General features: G+C 31.5%; 18 protein-coding genes. All 18 read right to left on the bottom strand.

Annotated features, from left to right (window positions below):
• Positions 1–54: 54 nt before the first annotated feature.
• The 18 genes from RBH29_RS13140 to RBH29_RS13055 all read right to left on the bottom strand — a co-directional run bounded on the left by RBH29_RS13140 (position 55) and on the right by RBH29_RS13055 (position 18,097).
• Complete coding sequence (locus tag RBH29_RS13140) at positions 55–570, bottom strand: VanZ family protein (protein ID WP_306697377.1); 516 nt, start codon at positions 568–570, stop codon at positions 55–57.
• Between the two features lie 63 nt (positions 571–633).
• Positions 634–1,836 (bottom strand): nucleotidyltransferase domain-containing protein, encoded by a 1,203-nt coding sequence (locus RBH29_RS13135; protein ID WP_306697376.1) that lies wholly within the window; start codon positions 1,834–1,836, stop codon positions 634–636.
• Complete coding sequence (locus RBH29_RS13130; RefSeq protein ID WP_306697375.1) at positions 1,823–3,556, bottom strand: ABC transporter ATP-binding protein; 1,734 nt, start codon at positions 3,554–3,556, stop codon at positions 1,823–1,825. Before RBH29_RS13130 ends, RBH29_RS13135 begins: the two co-directional genes overlap by 14 nt.
• Positions 3,525–3,992: a S24/S26 family peptidase gene (locus RBH29_RS13125; RefSeq protein WP_306697374.1), complete on the bottom strand. Its 468-nt coding sequence runs from the start codon at positions 3,990–3,992 to the stop codon at positions 3,525–3,527. The genes RBH29_RS13130 and RBH29_RS13125 overlap by 32 nt, the downstream gene beginning before the upstream one ends.
• On the bottom strand, positions 3,982–4,248 hold the full coding sequence (locus RBH29_RS13120) for a PqqD family protein (protein WP_306697373.1): 267 nt from the start codon (positions 4,246–4,248) through the stop codon (positions 3,982–3,984). The genes RBH29_RS13125 and RBH29_RS13120 overlap by 11 nt, the downstream gene beginning before the upstream one ends.
• Positions 4,249–4,322: 74 nt before the next feature.
• Positions 4,323–5,051, bottom strand: a complete 729-nt coding sequence (locus RBH29_RS13115; RefSeq protein WP_306697372.1) for a hypothetical protein — start codon at positions 5,049–5,051, stop codon at positions 4,323–4,325.
• A 15-nt stretch (positions 5,052–5,066) separates the two neighbouring features.
• Positions 5,067–6,341, bottom strand: coding sequence for an S-layer homology domain-containing protein (locus RBH29_RS13110; RefSeq protein WP_306697371.1), 1,275 nt, complete (start codon positions 6,339–6,341; stop codon positions 5,067–5,069).
• Positions 6,342–6,612: 271 nt separating this feature from the next.
• Entirely contained in the window at positions 6,613–8,322 is a 1,710-nt protein-coding gene (locus RBH29_RS13105; protein ID WP_306697370.1) for an InlB B-repeat-containing protein, read from the bottom strand.
• 332 nt (positions 8,323–8,654) lie between these two features.
• On the bottom strand, positions 8,655–10,061 hold the full coding sequence (locus RBH29_RS13100) for an ATP-binding protein (protein ID WP_306697369.1): 1,407 nt from the start codon (positions 10,059–10,061) through the stop codon (positions 8,655–8,657).
• A 240-nt stretch (positions 10,062–10,301) separates the two neighbouring features.
• Positions 10,302–11,735, bottom strand: coding sequence for an RNA-binding domain-containing protein (locus tag RBH29_RS13095; protein WP_306697368.1), 1,434 nt, complete (start codon positions 11,733–11,735; stop codon positions 10,302–10,304).
• A gap of 472 nt (positions 11,736–12,207) precedes the next feature.
• Complete coding sequence (gene wecB / locus RBH29_RS13090; RefSeq protein ID WP_306697367.1) at positions 12,208–13,311, bottom strand: non-hydrolyzing UDP-N-acetylglucosamine 2-epimerase; 1,104 nt, start codon at positions 13,309–13,311, stop codon at positions 12,208–12,210.
• A 58-nt stretch (positions 13,312–13,369) separates the two neighbouring features.
• Positions 13,370–13,939 (bottom strand): phosphatase PAP2 family protein, encoded by a 570-nt coding sequence (locus RBH29_RS13085; protein ID WP_306697366.1) that lies wholly within the window; start codon positions 13,937–13,939, stop codon positions 13,370–13,372.
• A 331-nt stretch (positions 13,940–14,270) separates the two neighbouring features.
• A complete protein-coding gene (locus tag RBH29_RS13080; protein WP_306697365.1) occupies positions 14,271–15,506 on the bottom strand; it encodes an InlB B-repeat-containing protein in 1,236 nt (411 codons plus the stop codon).
• A gap of 52 nt (positions 15,507–15,558) precedes the next feature.
• A complete protein-coding gene (locus RBH29_RS13075; protein WP_306697364.1) occupies positions 15,559–15,747 on the bottom strand; it encodes an AlbA family DNA-binding domain-containing protein in 189 nt (62 codons plus the stop codon).
• Complete coding sequence (locus tag RBH29_RS13070; RefSeq protein ID WP_306697363.1) at positions 15,731–15,868, bottom strand: AlbA family DNA-binding domain-containing protein; 138 nt, start codon at positions 15,866–15,868, stop codon at positions 15,731–15,733. The genes RBH29_RS13075 and RBH29_RS13070 overlap by 17 nt, the downstream gene beginning before the upstream one ends.
• 277 nt (positions 15,869–16,145) lie before the next feature.
• Positions 16,146–16,367 carry a hypothetical protein gene (locus RBH29_RS13065; protein ID WP_306697362.1) on the bottom strand — a complete coding sequence of 74 codons (222 nt, stop codon included), beginning with the start codon at positions 16,365–16,367 and terminating at the stop codon, positions 16,146–16,148.
• Between the two features lie 9 nt (positions 16,368–16,376).
• Positions 16,377–17,135: a hypothetical protein gene (locus RBH29_RS13060; RefSeq protein WP_306697361.1), complete on the bottom strand. Its 759-nt coding sequence runs from the start codon at positions 17,133–17,135 to the stop codon at positions 16,377–16,379.
• Entirely contained in the window at positions 17,120–18,097 is a 978-nt protein-coding gene (locus RBH29_RS13055; protein ID WP_306697360.1) for a hypothetical protein, read from the bottom strand. Before RBH29_RS13055 ends, RBH29_RS13060 begins: the two co-directional genes overlap by 16 nt.
• Positions 18,098–18,451: the final 354 nt, after the last annotated feature.

Raw genomic sequence — 18,451 nt, 5'->3', positions numbered from 1 at the left:
ATGTCTTATTATACCTAAATTAAGATTGCATTGCAAAATATTTTTTAAAAAATGTTAATTAATTTTCTTTTGACCTTTAATATATGAAAAAATACGCGAGAAAAAGGCAACAAACAACAGCCCTAGTGTTATGCCTATATTATCGAGAAATACATCTCTAACCTCTCCGCTTCTACCTGGAATAAATGTTTGATATGTTTCATCTATTATAGAAAAGGCAGTAGCCATAATCCAAGTTCTGTAGTAAGGCTTTAATCCTTTTACTCTAACTGCCTTCCAGGCAAGACATAACAAAATACTCAATAAAAAATAAATAAACACATGTGCCGTTTTACGTATGTAAAAATGAAGCTTATTTATATTAATAAAATTAATATTAAACCTTTCTATCATACTCTCAACAAAAGGTTCAACTCTCTCTAAAATAAAACCGCTTTTTTCTCTTGAAACATGGGCTGGTTCACTTGAAAGGGAAATGATTGTTAACATACAAAAAATCACAAGCACCCATGTAAGTACTGTCACTATATATCTGCTTTTCTTATCTATGTCAAACACACCTCTCGCCAAAAAACTTTCTTAATAAATTATATCACCTTCTACCATTTTCATTCAAGAAAATATTTTTTAAAATCACTTATAAAGTCCTGCTTTTGTATGCAAATCTAAAATTTTTGATATATCTTTTTTAGAAGCAGAATAAACCGATTCAACTTTTTTAAATGACCTTTCCCTTCTAAATAAAAAACCTCTAACCAGCCTATATATCCAAAACACTGGAAGTAAAAAGGGAAACTTATTAAGAATTTCAAACCTTTTTTTCATACCATTTAAATTAGGAAAAAGCATTTTAAAACCATGAAAATGCTTTAATCTTTTTACACTTCTTTTATCCTCAAACTCCCTACTCATACCCGCTAAAGCTCCATTTTTTATTGTCCCATAAACACCACTTGATAAAATATAGTCACCCATTAAATCATAAAGCTCATTATCCTCCTCATTACACTTCTCACTTTCAAACCAAAATTGAGATAGTCCACGAATATTTTCTTCAAATTCATCAAGTTTAATTTTTTCTAATTCACACTTTATATAATTCCAATCCATATTATCATAAAATTTACTGTTGTATACCCATATATCAACGATGCTGCGAACACCAACACCGTTATTTACATAGTGTTTTGTAAAATGCACCATTAAAAAAATGTAGAAATCTTCTTTTGAAAATTGGTATATGTATTGGAAATTTTTCTTTGTTTTTAATTTGTCCCAAACATTTTTATAATAAGATGCATAGGGCTCAAGGTTGCCCACAAGGCTTTTATGCATTTCTATAGTCATAAAAGGCTTCTTATAGTATTTATCATGTTTATCCTCAATTTTTTCAATGCTATAATTCATATCTTTCATAATTTTTCTAACAAAGGATGTTTTGTTATCTTTGTATAAAATATCTATATCCCCCATTGTCCTCATATCCACCTTAGGATAAAGATACTTTAAAAAATACCCTTTAAGGGGCATACATTCAATTTTATTTTTTTCAAATTCTTCTAAAATCATTTCTGTCATAACATGCTGTGTAGCCTCTTTGCCAACACTTTTTTTATACTCATTACAAATATTTTGCCATATATTTTTTGGCATTTTATATTTGTCCTCAACGCCCTTTAGTGGATAATAAATAATATTTGAAACATTGTGATAACAGGCAAGTTTATATAAACTTGCCCACTTTAGGTTTTTAGGAGGACTCTTTGCCTGCTTTTCGTGAATTGCTCTAGAAATTAAATGAATTAAATATGACTTTTCTTTTTCAACATTTTTCACATAAACCCCTCCCGTCATTATACCTTTCTTGAAAAACCTCTCCTTCTTTTATATAAATAACATTGTTATATAAAGAATTAAGTGTTTTTTTATGAGTTACAAAAATAAAAGTTCTTTTAGTAATTTTTTTAAGGTTTGATAATATTTTCTTTTCGGTAATTTCATCTAAAGCAGATGTTGCCTCGTCTAAAAGAACTAAAGGTGCATTAGTCAAAATTGCCCTCGCAATTGCTATTCTTTGAACCTGACCTTCAGATAACCCCTGATCATTTTCTCCAATTACAGTATCTAATTTAAGTGGAAGTTGATCGATAAATTCATTTGCACAACTTATTTTTGCTGCTTTCATTATTTCCTCGTCTGTTATATTTGATTTGAAAAATGAAATATTATCTCTTATTGTTCCAAAAAACACTATATTTTTTTGAGGAACATAGGTAAAATACTTTCTCGTATGGTAATTGATATCTATTTTTTTGCCACAATACCTTTTTAAAAAAATCTTACCTCTGTCAGGAGAATATACTCCAAGCAGAAGCTTTAGCAATGTACTTTTTCCAATTCCCGATGTACCACTTACCAATACAAAGTCACCATTTCTAATTGTCAAATCAACATTTTTTAAAACTTTTTCTTCATGGTATCCAAAAGATAAATTCTCAATATTTACAGATTCTATGTCAGAATAAAGCTGCATATCATATTTATCTGCTTCATCCAGACCTGACTCTTCAGGCAATTTTGTTATTTCAATTATCCTCTCTGCTGAAGCCATAGCCCCATAAAATTTAGGCATAAGACCGGACAATCCAGAAAAAGGTCCTTGAAGCTGTCCCACCAACTGCAAAATAGCTATTAATGTTCCAAAGCTAATATTACCATGAATAAGCTCATAAGAATTCCAAATCAGTGCGTATAAATAAACCATAGAAAAAATAAAAGAAAACCCTGTTGCAGCAAAAACATCAAAAATATTTTTTTCTCTTTTAGCAAGGTAGTGATTATTTTGCAATTCAGAAGTTTTGTCTAGTATTGTATCCTCTGCTTTAAAAACCTTTATAACAATAATATTCTCTAATAATTCATAAATAAAAGAACGCAGTGAAGCATCTTTACTTTGCATGTTTTTGTGAAGTCTTTTAGCTTTATTTCTAAGTAATCTTGTAACAAACAGAACTATTATTCCACCTGCTACAAATACCAATGTAAAAACTTTATTTAAAATAAATAAAACGGTAAATGCAGAAATTAATTTAGTAAAAAACTTCACGAAATTTGGTAAAATAGTTGATACACCTTCACTTACCTTTAATGCATCTGCTGTAAATCTACTTAATATATCTCCTTTATGATACTTTTTTATATATGAATAATCTTTTTTTGTATATTCACTTAACATTTTTGACTTATAACAATTTTCAAGCTTATTTTGCATTTCCCTTTGAAAATATTTACATGAAATAGTGGAAACAAACTGAAGTAAAAATAAAATAATCAAAAGAGAGCCATAAAAAAATAACCTGTCTCTTTCCCCTGTCGAAGCACTGTCAACAAGCTCTCTAGAAAAAAGAGCAATAACAACTCCATTTAATGCTAAAAATATACTTACAAAAATCAATACAAGCATTTTAATTAGCTGGGATTTAGAGTTTTTATATATCCATAATAAAACCTTTTTATCTTCCATCTTATACTTTTCTCCAAGTTTTTGACCTTCCATATATTGACTTAACCTTTTTTAAAACAAGACGTAAAGGAAATATCCCTTTCCAGAACCTGATATAGATATTATAAAAAATATTATCACATGAAAAATACTTTCCATTTCTCCAAAAACCTTTTACTACCCCTACTACTTGCGAATGCAATACAGAATATTCTTTTTTGTATTGATTATCTCCTATTAAAACATATCCATCAGACCTTACATCTACAATCCTGTGTAAAACATATTTTCCGTCATCTCTTATAAAAAGCGGAATGTCATACTTTTTTAAAACTTTATTTAAAGGCCTTACAATACAGACACTATCTTTTTTGTTTCTAAGCATAGGATACATGCTGTTGCCCATAACTGTAAGAACAATTTCACCCTCATTATTTAAAACTTCTTCAATTAGCTCATGTGCTTGAGACAACATTATCTTATTGATCAATTAAATCAGCATCCTTAAGCCTTTCAACAAACTCTTTAATATCATTTTTTGCTGTGGTCTGATCAACATCATATTCTTTCATAAAATCCACAGCTAACTGGTCTAATTTTTTACCTTTTGTAAGTTCTTTCCACAAAAAAGCTCCTGTTTCATTCAACGTTATCATACCATTAAAATCAACTGTAGCCTGACCTGTTGGAACTACAACATGATTATCTGAAATTTCTCTTATAATATATCCAGATTTAATCTTCATTAATCTTAATCCTTTCTTTTTTTATAACTTAACTTCCCCTTTTGTTTAAAGGGTTTTTTATCGTATAACAACTCTCAAAAAGATAAAGTCTTAAGCTTATTTACTGTATTGTAAATAAGCTCTACAGCCTCCATACTTATATTGCATCTTAATCGATATACAGGTATCTTTTTAAGTAAAATGTCTATAATATTTAATAAATTGCCCATACCATTAATATTGCTGCTAAAGGGACGTAAACTCTGACTTATTAACATCTTAACAGCTTCCCTGTCACTTAACAATTCTACTCTGTTCTCTTTAGACTGTTCGATAAATACAATTGCCTCAAGTGGTACTTTTACGTTAGAATGTAAGTTATTCTTTCCACTCCAAGGTGTCCCATACACATAAAAAACATCATCAATCAATCGTATAGCAGGCTTGTCATCATTAATTATAAATGTCCTGTCTTTACCAAAGTACTGCCTCCATAACTCTGTATGAGTAGACTTTCCAGTACCACATGGAGCAGAAAACAAAAACGCTTTATTATCTAATGAAACTGCTGAAGAGTGCAAGCAAAAACCATTAAAGTCTAAAATGGAATTTGAAAAAGCAAAGCCTGTGTATATATATTCCAATTCGTCAAAAGAGAGCTCTGAATGTTTATCTTTAATGGTTTTTAGCTTTTTATCAGTCATGTGTATTTTAACATCCACTGAATCTATGTTTTTGACAACATACGGCTTAGACCGTACATTTAGCGTTTTTTGCAAGCTCAATATTTCTACTCCCAAATCAGCTATCTTGTAGTGATTCATTCAAAAGCCCCCTAATTAATAATCTACCATATCTGCACTTTGAGCTTCTGATGAGTCTTTATCTTCGTCTTCATCGTCATCGTCGTCTACACCTTCATCTGTGTCTTCGTCTTCATCTCCATCTTCGTCTGCACCATCATCTTCGTCTGTGTCTTCATCTGCATCGTCGTCTGCACTCTCATCTTCGTCTGTGTCTTCATCTGCATCGTCGTCTGCACCATCATCTTCGTCTTCATCTGAACTTGATCTATCGGATGAACCTGACGAACTTGAAGATCTTGACGAAGCTGATGAACTTGGACTTTCAGAAGTTTCATCTTCCTCATCTTCCTCATCTTCTTCATCTTCTGAAGGCGCTGCTGGAATTTCTTCATCTTCCTTGTCTATAGTCTCCGTATCTGTTTCAGCTAAATTCAAAAGCAAGCCGTCTTTTTCTAATTTAATAGTTCCCAAATCACTATTTACTGCTTTAATTCCCTCTTTTCCTCCGCCTCTTATAAACGTTCTTCCATATACATAAACGTTATTAAACTCAATATCTCCATCTCCAATTCCTTCTGCCAGATAAACATTGCCTTCTATCTTCATATTTTCAAGTTTTACTCCTGATGAATTTATCACCACGTTACCCTCTATATCTTTGCTATAACTTTCTGGAGTATCAATATAAAGCTGGATAACATTATCAAGAATCTGAACCATCTCAGCCCTTGTCAAATTGCTATCAGGTTCAAACAAGTTATTTCCTTTTCCACGTATATAACCTGCTGCCTCCATAGCAAATATTGAATGTTCTGCCCATTCTGGCAACTTGTCATCTTCAAAACTTGAATTGTAATCAGAAGGCAACTCTATAGAAAAAATATTATCAAAAATAACCGCTGCCTCTGCACGAGTTAGAGAATCTTCTGCTCTTGCAAGTGGATTCCCATCTTCATCAAGGCTTCCTTTGATTACATCATTTGCATATGCTTTTATTAGAGCATCATAATACCATTTACCTTCTTCAACATCATAAAAAGGGTTGTCCACCATCAAATCATATTTAAAAATATTATCTAAAATTGCTATCATCTCTGCACGTGTAATATTACTATTGGGATTAAAATTTTTCCCATCTCCTTTTATAATACCCCTATCTTTCCAATTATCAATTGCCGGCTTGCCCCAAAAATCTTCTTCTATGTCTTCAAACTCAATAACTGGATTTTGTGCTAAAACCTCTAACCCCAACATACTATTTAACATAAGCGCTGTTAAAACTAAAACAATTAAGAATTTAAACCTCATAACTTTTCTCTCCCTTTTTAATTATATAAAAGTTCAGGGGCTTTAAGCCCCTTTGACTTTTAATTCTTTAAATTTTAACTCTCCCACCTTATAAAACAGTGGGAAAAAGGCAGACAAAATCCGCCTTTTTTTTAATCTAAATCAATTCCCTCCATTCCGGAAGGGTCAGGCACACTGTATGCAATGTCCTCAGTTTCAAACCTAGTAATTTCTAATTCCGGCTTTTCATATGGCTTTTTCATTCTATTCACCTCCTATACAATTTAAATAATCATTCCATTACACTATTAACAGTTACTTCACTATATACAGTTTTAATACTACCTTCTGAATCCTCATAAATCATATAAGATCTTGCATACCAACTCTCTCCATCTTCTATATCTTTCTTACGCACATAAAACTGATCTGTAGAGTCATTACTTATTCTTCCACGTATTATATTATCAGTTTCTAACGTTAAAGACTCTTCTAATTCTACGTCTGACTGTAGTAAAATTATACCACTTTCAATTAATCTGTCTGCTTCTTCAAGGTTTCTATTAGCAACAAATATCATTGATTTATCAGTATCGTCTACCATTACATATTCTGATAGTGCAATAAAGGATTCTATTTCAATTCCCTCAACATCTTCAACAAACACCGCTGTCAATTCAGTATCTTTATTTGGCATAAAGAAAGAAAATGTATTCTTATTGCTGATTTTTATTCCATCTTGCTCCCAGTGACTAAATTGCATACCTTCTAGAGGTTCATTTGCAATAACTTCAACTGGCACATCAAATTTGTATTCTCCTTCTGTACCTTCATCAGACAATTCTCCACCTGAAACAGTAACAACATATTTATCTGGCAGTCTTTCAAATATAGGTGCTATTAACATATTTGATTCAACATTTTCAAAGTCTTGATTCCATTCCACAAACTCATATCCTATCATATAAGGATCTGCTGGAGGAACAGCTGCTTCATTCTTTGCAACTTTTGTAGATTGAAGTACTTTTCCAGTTCTATCTATAAAGACAACATTAAATTCTTCTAACTCTTCAGACGTGTCGAAAAATATTGCTTTAAGATTTGAACCTGTACCTATTACTAACTGATGCAAAGAGTTACCAGATAAAATTGTTCCACTTTCTCCATCTTCCCAAAAAGCAAATTCAGAATTTTCATTTGCAATACCCTCTAATTCTATTTCAGTTCCAACTTCAAAAAGCTCTTTATAGTTTAGGGGAAGAATTTCATCATCCATTTTTACAGAACCATTACCTAAAACACTTACTTCAAGTAATTCTTTTTCTGTCTCTTCATAGTATTCAACTAAATCATTCCATACTACTTCATCATTAAGGAAATTATATCCTTCATCTAATGGTTTTGTTATACCAAGAGTGTTGAATCTGGAGTAATCTAGATTTTCAAACTCTATCGTTTGAATATCATCTCCACTTAATATAACCATGTGAGTTTCACTTGCAAGGAAATTAGCTGAATTACCTTCTTTTTGAATAAAATCTCCTTTTATCTCCATTATTCCAGATAAAAGTTTAGTAGAATGAGATTTATTTGACTTGGTAATAAATGATCCTTCTACTTTTACATAGTCATATTTATTTGTCATTTTAAGCAATGCACTTACACTATTACCATCATCCTCAATTTTGTAATCACCAGCCACGTCAAGATATCCACCATTTACCAAAAGTGTTCCACCTGTCTGAATTAAGTCACCTTCTACTGTCAACATATTTCCAGCTAAGTCAAGGGTACCATCTTCTAATACTAAATCTCCAGATATCTCTTCATCATTATGTAACGTTATATCTTCTTTAAATACATCCTGTTGATTCTCATCCCCATTAACCTCATGGTTACAATTATCAACCCCCTCACAAGAAATTACTACAGAATAACTTAAAACAAAAACAAGTACACAAACTCCCATAGACACAATGCATCTTGCTAATTTGCCTTTCATATACATTACCTCCCTTTTTTTTATACTTAACATGGTCTACTACTACATCCCTAACCATTTTTAAGCCTTTTTTAGTACTGCACATGTATTAAATTGTTTTTATTACATTGGAATTTTAACTTAACTATTTCTTGATTATTTTAACTATAAATATTATATCACATAAAAAGGATACTTCAATATATTTTGTGCAAAAAAATCCAATAAATAAACTCATTCTCAGCATCAAATCTTTGTATCTCTTTCTTTTTATAACTTTTTATGGGTTTACATGTAAATTATTATTTCCCGATTATTTCCCAAGGTTAAAAGGTTCACGAATTGCAATAATATTATATAGAAAACAGCATATCGGTATTAACTAATTTAACTTTTTCAGTTTTCAGTTTTTTTGCTTCCTTTGAATGATCTGTTTTAGTGAATAAATAGTAGTAAACATCATCATATTTTTGCATAAGATATTTTTTGTCAATAAGTGAGTTTATTTCTCCAATAACATTTACTGAATTCCTCCATTTACATTCACCTAAAATTATCTTCTTTTCTTTACGATTTGCAAATACAATATCAAAATCAGCTTGCTGTCTTTTAATAGGGTCATTTCCCCACCACATTCCGTGACTGGTGGCAACAAAAGGAAGGTCACCTTTTTTATTTTTTCTCAACATATATTGAAGGCATATTTGCTCAAATGCTGGTTTTCCAATAAATGAAGAAAGCTCCTCTCCAAAAACTTCATTATCTGCAATAATATCACCATTTCCACTTTCAACTTCAGCACGATTTAAAAACACAAACCTATACCAAAAATTATAACAATTATCAGATATCTTATAAATACCTTTTCGACTAGATAATGGGTCTTCTCCAAAAGGATATTGTTTACATATAATTCCTATATCAATTAGTGTTTTTAGGTATTTGTTTACCTTTGAACTGTCTTCTGCTATTTTAGTAGAAATCTCATTCAACCTTGAAGCACCAGCTGCTATTGCTGACACAATCGAGTTATACATGGCTGGTTCACGTAATTCTTGTTGCAACAGCATCACAGGTTCATTATATAAATATCCTGAAATATCAAAATACAGTCTATTTATATTTTCTTCAAAGGTTTCATTTTGATTTATCTGAGCTAAATAATGCGGAGTTCCACCTATACAGCTATAAAAGCGTATTTTATCTTCATTTGAAAAATTGTTCATCATCTTAGATGCATCTAAATAATCAAATCCTTCTAACTTTATCTGAGATGTCCTCCTTCCAAACAAAGGACTTTTATAACCTAAAACTTCATTCTCCATAAAGCCTATATGACTTCCACACAAAATCATAAACATTGGTGTTTCCTTTAACTTATGATCAATACAATTTTGCAAAATAGATTTTAGTGATTTATTTTCAGCAGAAGCATATGGAAACTCATCAAAAGCCAAAACAAATTTCTGTGTCTTTGCTTTATCTGCTAAAAATTCAAAAGCATCATTCCAACTCTCAAAAGCACTTGTACCCTTTGGAAACCCAAAAAAAGTATATATTTTTTGGGAAAACATCCTAAGGTTTATAGTATCGTTTGCTTCCTGAGCAGTAAAAAATATGGCAGGTTTATCCTCTATAAACTTCAAAACAAGAGTTGTTTTCCCAACTCTTCTCCTCCCATACATAACAACCATTTGAAATTTATCCTGATCATATAATTTGTTTAGACTCTCTAGTTCCTTGTCTCTTCCTACAAACACTTTAATCACCCTTTTATATACTTGCGATTATTGTACTCATAAGTATTATACTTACGATATCATTATATTATACTTCATTTTTTACTTTTGTCAATATTTTTGTATCTATAGACATTATTATTTCTCCATATTAATCCAATCACTCAAAATATCTTCTATGTAATATCTTACATTATACTATTCTTTCTTATCATAACTTCTTTTTCTATTCATTTTAGGATTTCACGATGAGCTAATTATTTACTTATTGGAATAGTACTTCTGATACTTACTTGTTGGCTTGTCTGGTAACGTCATTTTGAGAAGCCCTCCATTGACTAACGGATTAAGTATCTTCGTTCTAAAATACCCCCTATTGTTAAGTTTCATGAACTTTTGCATTTCTTCTCTTGTTCGTGGAGTTCTACAAAACTCCAACAACCTTTTTATAGCCACACCATCTTGGTTGGTATCTTGGTTGGTATCTTGGTTGGTATCTTGGTTGGTATCTTGGTTGGTATCTTGGTTGGTCAAAGGAATAATTGTCTTGAAAACATCTCCCTCAATAAATTTAGGATCTGCACCAGAGTAAATCTTATTGTATTTGAATATGTTCCTAACTCCTGAACCAAGCTCATCAACCCACCCTATCTCTTTGAAAAACTTTGCAATTTTTGGATTCTTGGGATAAGGTGAAAAATCCTCCGGATCAATGATGCCATTGCCATGAGGTTTGTTGCCATTTTCGATATATACTCTGTTTATTTCTATAATCATTTTTGCTGGGAAAGGATTGGAAAATTCTCTATGAATCAATAAATTGGTAATAGCTTCCCTGAAAATCTTATCTCTTATACTGAGCCTCTGAGTTCCCTCAAGATAGAATTTGTCATTGAGATGTTTAGAAATAAACTGCATCAGTCTTTCATAACTTCTTATAAGATTCACCCTTATGTCATCTCGATCATCATATCGGTCAAGGTTTTCCCGTCTCAGAATAGCATCTGTTCTATAATGAGGAAGAACTGTTTGTATCATCAGCTCACTGCCAAAAATCAAAATGCCAGCAAGGGTAATTCCTTGTTCACCTGTAATCTGATCCTTTAAATACATTCCAGAACTCTTCAATATATCTATATTATCCATTGAAGACCATGGGTGGTCAGATCTCATGTTTCCAACTATTTTTCGAACCCTTGTAAACAATTCGTCTTCCAGCTCATCCATTTCAGCATACGGAAAGATTCTATTTTCTGTATAAGTACTCTGTTTCCTCATATAAAGGCTAGACACTAAATTTGTATTATTTGTAATATCAAAATCACCATCTTCATTTCGATCGAATATTTTTCCTTTACATCTATGAACCTGAGAACTTTCAGGAACATTAATATATAAAATCACTTTTCCATCTATTTTTACCTCTTCTACAGCTAAATAAAAAGTAGGATTAAGAGTATTAGGATTATTTAGAGATGTTACAAAATCCTTTTTAATTTGTTCAACTGCCTCTGAATTTATGCCCGTAATTTCACCTGAATCATTAACACCTAAAAACAGTTTTCCCCCATATCGATTTAAAAATGCAGAAACTGATTCATATACATCTTTGTTTAGCTTATTTTTACTTTTTTTAAATTCTACAGTAATGCTTTCACCTTCACTGATTATTTTTTTCAGATTCTCTATTTTCATATTCAACACCTTATCTGTTCATCTGTATATTTTGATAAGTCATAAAGTAAATATTCATAATCTGGAACATATTTTTTCACATTTTCAGATAGCTCATCGCATCCCTTTATCATTTCTCCTAATGTAGTCTTGATTTTTCATTAATCAATTCCATTATATCACTTAACCATGTATTATAACATGAATTTTTATTTTTGAGCATATAAATTTACGATTTTATCATGTACACTCAATTTACTATATGTCAAACACAATGAGGCTAAAAATTTAAAAGTTCATATAATATTTTTATTACTAATTATATTCTTTGCATTATGCTATACATTAATTTTCTTAAAAGAACATTCTTTGAACTACTTGTAACAACTTCTGAAGGAAGATATGACGAAAAAACAATCCAAATATTTATACACATTAATTAAAAAAAAGCGAAACATACAGTATGCATTGCTTTTTTATTAATAAGTTTTATTTATTCACTATAACAACCAGATATTATATCAGCAATCCTCTTACTTGCGAATCCGTCACCATAAGGATTACTTGCTCTACTCATCTTTTCATATTCATCTTTATCATCAAGAAGCTTTTTAAAAGTCTTATATATAACTTCTTCATCTGTACCAACAAGTTTTAACGTTCCTGCTTCAATTCCTTCTGGCCTTTCTGTTGTATCTCTCATAACTAAAACTGGCTTGCCAAGGCTGGGAGCTTCTTCTTGTATTCCTCCGCTGTCTGTCAAAATTAGATATGACCTTGAAAGAAAATTGTGAAAATCAAGTACTTCCAAAGGCTCTATAATTCTTATTCTATCAGTATCTCCAAAGATTTCACTGGCAGCTTCCCTTACCACTGGATTCATATGAATTGGATAAATAGCTTTAATATCAGGTTTTTCATCAATAATCCTCTTAATAGCTCTAAACATATTTCTCATTGGCTGTCCAAGGTTTTCTCTTCTATGAGCTGTTATCATTATGAGTCTGCTGTCCAATGCCCACTTTAAATGTTCATGATTATAATCTTCTTTTACAGTGGTTTTTAGTGCATCTATTGCTGTATTTCCTGTTACATAAATAGTTGAAGGCTCCTTTCCTTCTTTTACAAGATTCTCTTTTGAAACTTTAGTAGGTGCAAAATTGTAATTAGCCATAATACCAACAGCTTGACGATTAAATTCTTCTGGATATGGAGAATAAATATTATATGTTCTAAGTCCTGCCTCCACATGACCTACTTGTATTTGCAAGTAAAAACATGCCAGTGAAGTCACAAAAGTTGTTGATGTATCACCATGTACTAATACTATGTCAGGCTTAACCTCTTCTAACACCGCCTGCATCTTTTCTAAAATATTTATAGTAACATCAAATAGAGTTTGTTTTTCTTTCATTATGAATAAATCATACTCAGGCTCTACATGAAAAGCTTTTAAAACTTGATCTAGCATTTCCCTGTGCTGACCTGTCACACAAACTGTAGTTTTTAATTCATTTCTTTTTTTTAGTTCTTTAACAAGAGGACACATTTTTATAGCTTCTGGTCTTGTCCCAAAAACCACCATTACTTTTTTCATAAGTACATATTAACTCCTATACTATATTTTTTATAATACAAATTTCCACTAAGATATATTATATCAAAAACAGCTTAAAAAACACAAAGGATAGAAAAATTCCCCCCAAGACATCCAATGGATAATGAACTCCTGCTAACACTCTAGAAGCAGCAGTAAGTACAGCCACCCCAATACATAAGATTCCTGCCAGTGGATGAATCCAGTACACTGATAAAGCAATTATCATCGCAGATGAAGCGTGCCTGCTGGGAAATGAACCACCTGTATCATGATACACTATTGGCTCAATTTCAAGTGCCTCAAAAGGTCTTTTTCTATTTATAATCTTTCTTAACGCACTTACTGTAACAAACACCAATGCTGGTATCAAAAGAAATTTTATCAACCGCTTATCTAAATTAAAGAGTAAATACAAAACACACCCTGCATAAAAGACAACAAAAAACCTTGATGAAGCTCTTGTTATAAAGTACAGTGGTTTTTTAAGATTCTCTTTTTTTAATATAAGTTTATGTATATACATAAATATTTTTGCATCTATAGACATTATTATTTCTCCACATGGCTTTAATATCATTAAAATATTCCAATACTTAAATTGTATTATACTATTATTTTTAAACATTAACAAATAAAATCCAAGGCATCAAGTGCCTTTCATATTAAGAGGTGTATATATTAAATATGAAGAACAATATTCCAGAAACTAAAGTTACGCAGTTTAGAGCCTGTAAATACTCCTCGGGGCCTTAGCAAATCTCGCTATCGCTCAAACAATGCTCTCCCTTTCCTCGTCGTATTAACACGCTCTACAACTTGCTCCACAATGTTTCTTCCATATTTTCATTCACATAAATAACATGCCTTTCATATTAAGGCTTTCACTTAATTTAGAAAACACCTCACCAAGTACCATCTACTAGGTGAGGTGTTTTTTACTTATTTCTTAGTAGTCCTTATATTTCTCCTTTTGCAGTAACTTCACTGTATGTTGTAGTAATATTGCCCTTAGAATCTTTATATATCAAATATGCCCTCGCATACCAAATTTCCCCCTGGTTCACATTCAGCTTCCGCACATAAAACTGATCTGTAGAGTCGTTATCTATCTTCCCAATAATTATATTTTCAGTATCTAAAGTCAACATATCTTGAAATGCTGTGTCTGGATTAAATAAAATCACTCCACTTTCTAAAAGTTTATATCCTTCCGTAACATTTCTATTGGCAACAAACATTATAGATCTCCCTAATCTATCAACAAGTATATGTTCTGACAATGCTATAAAGGGATCTTTTTCAACACTTTCTGATTCTTCTACATAAACAGCTGTAAGCACTGTATCTCTCCTAGGCATAAAAAACGAAAAACTTTCCTCGATGCTTATTTTCATTCCATCCTGCTCCCAGTGACTAAATTTCATCCCTGCATCTGCATCATCTGCAATAACTTTAACTGGTATATCAAATTTATACTCTTTTTCTGTCTCTCCTGTAGGTAATTCACCATCGACAACAGTTATAGTATATTTATCAGGCAGCCTTTCAAATATCGGATTTATAAGCATATTCGATTCTACATTACTAAAATCCTCATCCCATCCAACAAACCTGTACCCTATCATCCTTGGATTAGCAGGAGGCACAGCTGATTCATTTTTAGCAACATTTGTGGATTGCAATATCCTCCCACTTCTGTTGTTTAAAACAACTGTAAATTGATTGGTATCCTCTTCAGGAGTTCTATAAAATACTGCCTTTACATTCTCACCTGTTCCCATAAAAGTCTGATAAACCGGCTCTTTAGAAATTATACTTCCTGTTGTACCGTCTTCCCAATATGCAAATTCTGAACCTGCATTTGCTTCTGCAGTCAACTTTAGTAATGTACCATATTCATAATTATATTTATAATTTACAGGTAAACTTACAGTTTCAGTATTAAGATTTACAGAACCATTTCCAATAATACTGACCCCTAAAAGGCTTTCTGGTTTTTCTTCTGCATATGTAGTTATAATATTTTTAATGTTTCCTTCTAGGTCATATTTATATTCAATAGTAGTCCCGTTGTCATAAACAACCTTAGTCAAACGATCTAAATCATCATATTCTTCTTCCACACCATAAACTGAAACGGATATCAAAATAAACACACAAAAGCTCATTAAAAACAACATTACTTTTTTCATTTTTATCCCCCCTGATTTTTTTTTTACTTCTTTTATTATTATAAATGTATTTCTAAATATTTGCAATAAACATTTCATAATGCATATTAATCCCTTCCATAGCTAGTCTTCTAAGTTCAAATCTATCTACCTCTATGGTTGCAGTATCCGCTCTTTTGTAGACCTTTCCTTTGTAATAGTAAGGCGTATCTTTACCTTTTTTAACTTCTACAATAATGACCGTCTTACCACCTATTTCCATGGTCATCTACCCCAAATATTATTTTTCCATCACTATAATTAGCATAAGCACTAACCGTTTTTAAAAAAGTTTTTGAAACTACTTCTTTAAATTCTAAATTATAACTTTTCTTGGTTTGCAAAAGAGTCAACTCATTAATATTTATAGTGCAATTTCACCATAAATATTTTACATTTGCAACGTTAACGTTTTCGTTGTATTTTTTGTTACATTTTGTAACGCTTTTTCTTTTTTCGTTGCACAACACTCTACAACGCTTAGGAAATTCATCAGTAAAACAAATTATAACAATAAAAACCCATTAGTTAATATTTTCTATTAATTAATGGGTTTAATCTCTTCTATATGCGTCTTTTATCTCTAAAATATATTAAATCAACATCCTTTTTGCTATATAACTATATTTGGCCTTTTGAAGTAACTTTACTATATGTAGTAATAACATTGCCATCAGAATCTTCGTATATCAAGTATGCTCTTGCATACCAAATTTCTCCTTGTTTTACATTGAGCTTACGCACATAAAATTGATTTGTAGAATTGTTGTCTATTTTCCCAACAAGTATATTTTCAGAATCTAACGTCAACATGCCTTGAAACTCAGTACTTACTTTATTCAATCACTCTTCTTATTTTTCTAAGAAAATATCCCTGAGTAAATCTAACAGTTCATCAATATTAGTTCCTTTTATCCCTAAATTCTTCAAATCTGGTTTATCTTTGAGAATCAGCTCAGTAAATTTAATAATATCTTTTTGAATTCCCCCTGCTGTTTCAACTTTACTGGAAGAGACCACATTATATAAAAGCCTAAAGATATCATTTTTATGCTTTCGAATGTTTTTTGAATCCACTTTCTCTCCGCCTTCTTTTCTTTTTTTCATATCCAACCAAGCTTTAATTTTGAAAAGAATAACTGTTTCAATTTTAATAATGGAGTAACCATCCACTGTTCGTTTTCCTTTCACTAATGAATCATAATAGACGTCATTGAGCAGTATCGCTGAAAGACTTACAATGCTTTCATCGATGTGGATCGGTGTTAACCCGATATCAAATTTAAGTTCCATGTTACTAGGTTGCTTGCTAAATAGTTCAATCATTTTAGGAAAAGATGAGTCCTTCGGCTCTGTAAATCGATAGAATTGATGCTCTCCTTCGTTCTTCTCACGATGCTCATAACCACCATCTTCAATAAACTCCCAAAACCTCTCTCCAAAAGACAAATCGAGAGCTTCGATAATGAGTACCATATCTAAGTCCTTGGTGGCTCGAAATGGAGCTCCCAGTTCATCCATAAGAATATCACAAGCTGTGCCACCTATAAAAACATATTGATTCGTATAATCTCCAAAATACTCTTTAAACTTCTCTAGTCCGTGTACCATATCTCACCTAGCAAAGCCTCTTCTAGTGCTTGCTCAACCCTTTCATCAGTTTCTTCTTTCAAGGATGCATATAAAGATAGTAAATCGACATGCTTTTTTTCTGCAAATAACTTAGGGTCATAATCCCAAAGCTGAAGTTCAACTAATTTGGTATCTTTTATCAAATCCTTGTTCCTAACAATTTCTAGCTGTTCTTCATTGAGCTGTTTTCTATCTATTGCCATGACTGGATGATCGGGCATATTGATCATGGATAACCCTGCCAGTGCGTCAAACCCTGTAGACAAAGCACCTAAAGGTTTTGTTCTTGTATAGATGGTTTTTCTCACTGGTGTTTTTAAATACTTCCTTCCATTCAAAAAATAGTCTGGATCTGGAATTCTTTTATATTCCTTGCTTCTCCCTGTCTTGCCACCAACCTCATAGGTGATTAGATTCGCGTGATACAGTTCATTTAGTGCTCTAGAAGCTTTCATGTAATTAAATCCCATCTTCTCTGCAAACTTGGTCATATTCACAACTTCATCTTTATTGTACAAAAAGTACAAATACGCGATCTGTGCAGGTGTTGTAAAGCGCTTTACATCTTGTTCAGCTTGTTCTTGTGCCTTTTTCAAATCAAGCCCTAAAAACGGCAAATACATCTGTCCATCTTCAATTACGAAAGCGATTCTCTTTTCGATTAAACTTCTTCTTCTATATCTTGAAAGGTCCTTATAAAATAGAACAACTTGACGGTCTGTAAGATTTTTAATTTGCTTAATATGCTTTTGTAGTTGATCGATATTCGGCTTATCATGAAGGACTTCCATCAAAACACATTGTGTTTCAAGAATCTTCATGTCATAAAAACGATAACTATTTCTCAAAAACAGTGAAAAATTATTCTTTTTATCCCAAGGATTAACCGTTAAATTTTTATCGATATTTTCCTTCAAGTAAGTCTCAAGAACCATAATCAATGAATTCACCTCTTAATATAACATTTGTACTTTAAATATAACATCTTTATTGTTAAATTGCAAGTTATTTTGTTATATTAGGCTTAATCTAACTTTTTTATTTTCAATATAACAGCACAAGTGTTAGATTGTAAATTATTTTGTTAAATTTAAATACTTAATTTTTCATCTTTTCTCTATATATTATATCCTATATACCATTTAACAAATCTCTCGATACCTGTTTCAATTCCTGTAGAGGGATTATAACCAAGTATTTCTCTGTTTGCATACGTGCTTTTAACATATTCCGATTGCATAGGCAATTTTTTAATTACTGCTTCTTTACCAATTGATTTTTCAAGAATCTCTACC

The sequence above is a fragment of the Herbivorax alkaliphila genome, assembly GCF_030848475.1.
Taxonomy (GTDB): Bacteria; Bacillota; Clostridia; order Acetivibrionales; family Acetivibrionaceae; genus Herbivorax.
The sequence above is the reverse complement of the archived record's forward strand: the minus strand, read 5'-3'. Positions and strand labels throughout refer to the sequence as shown.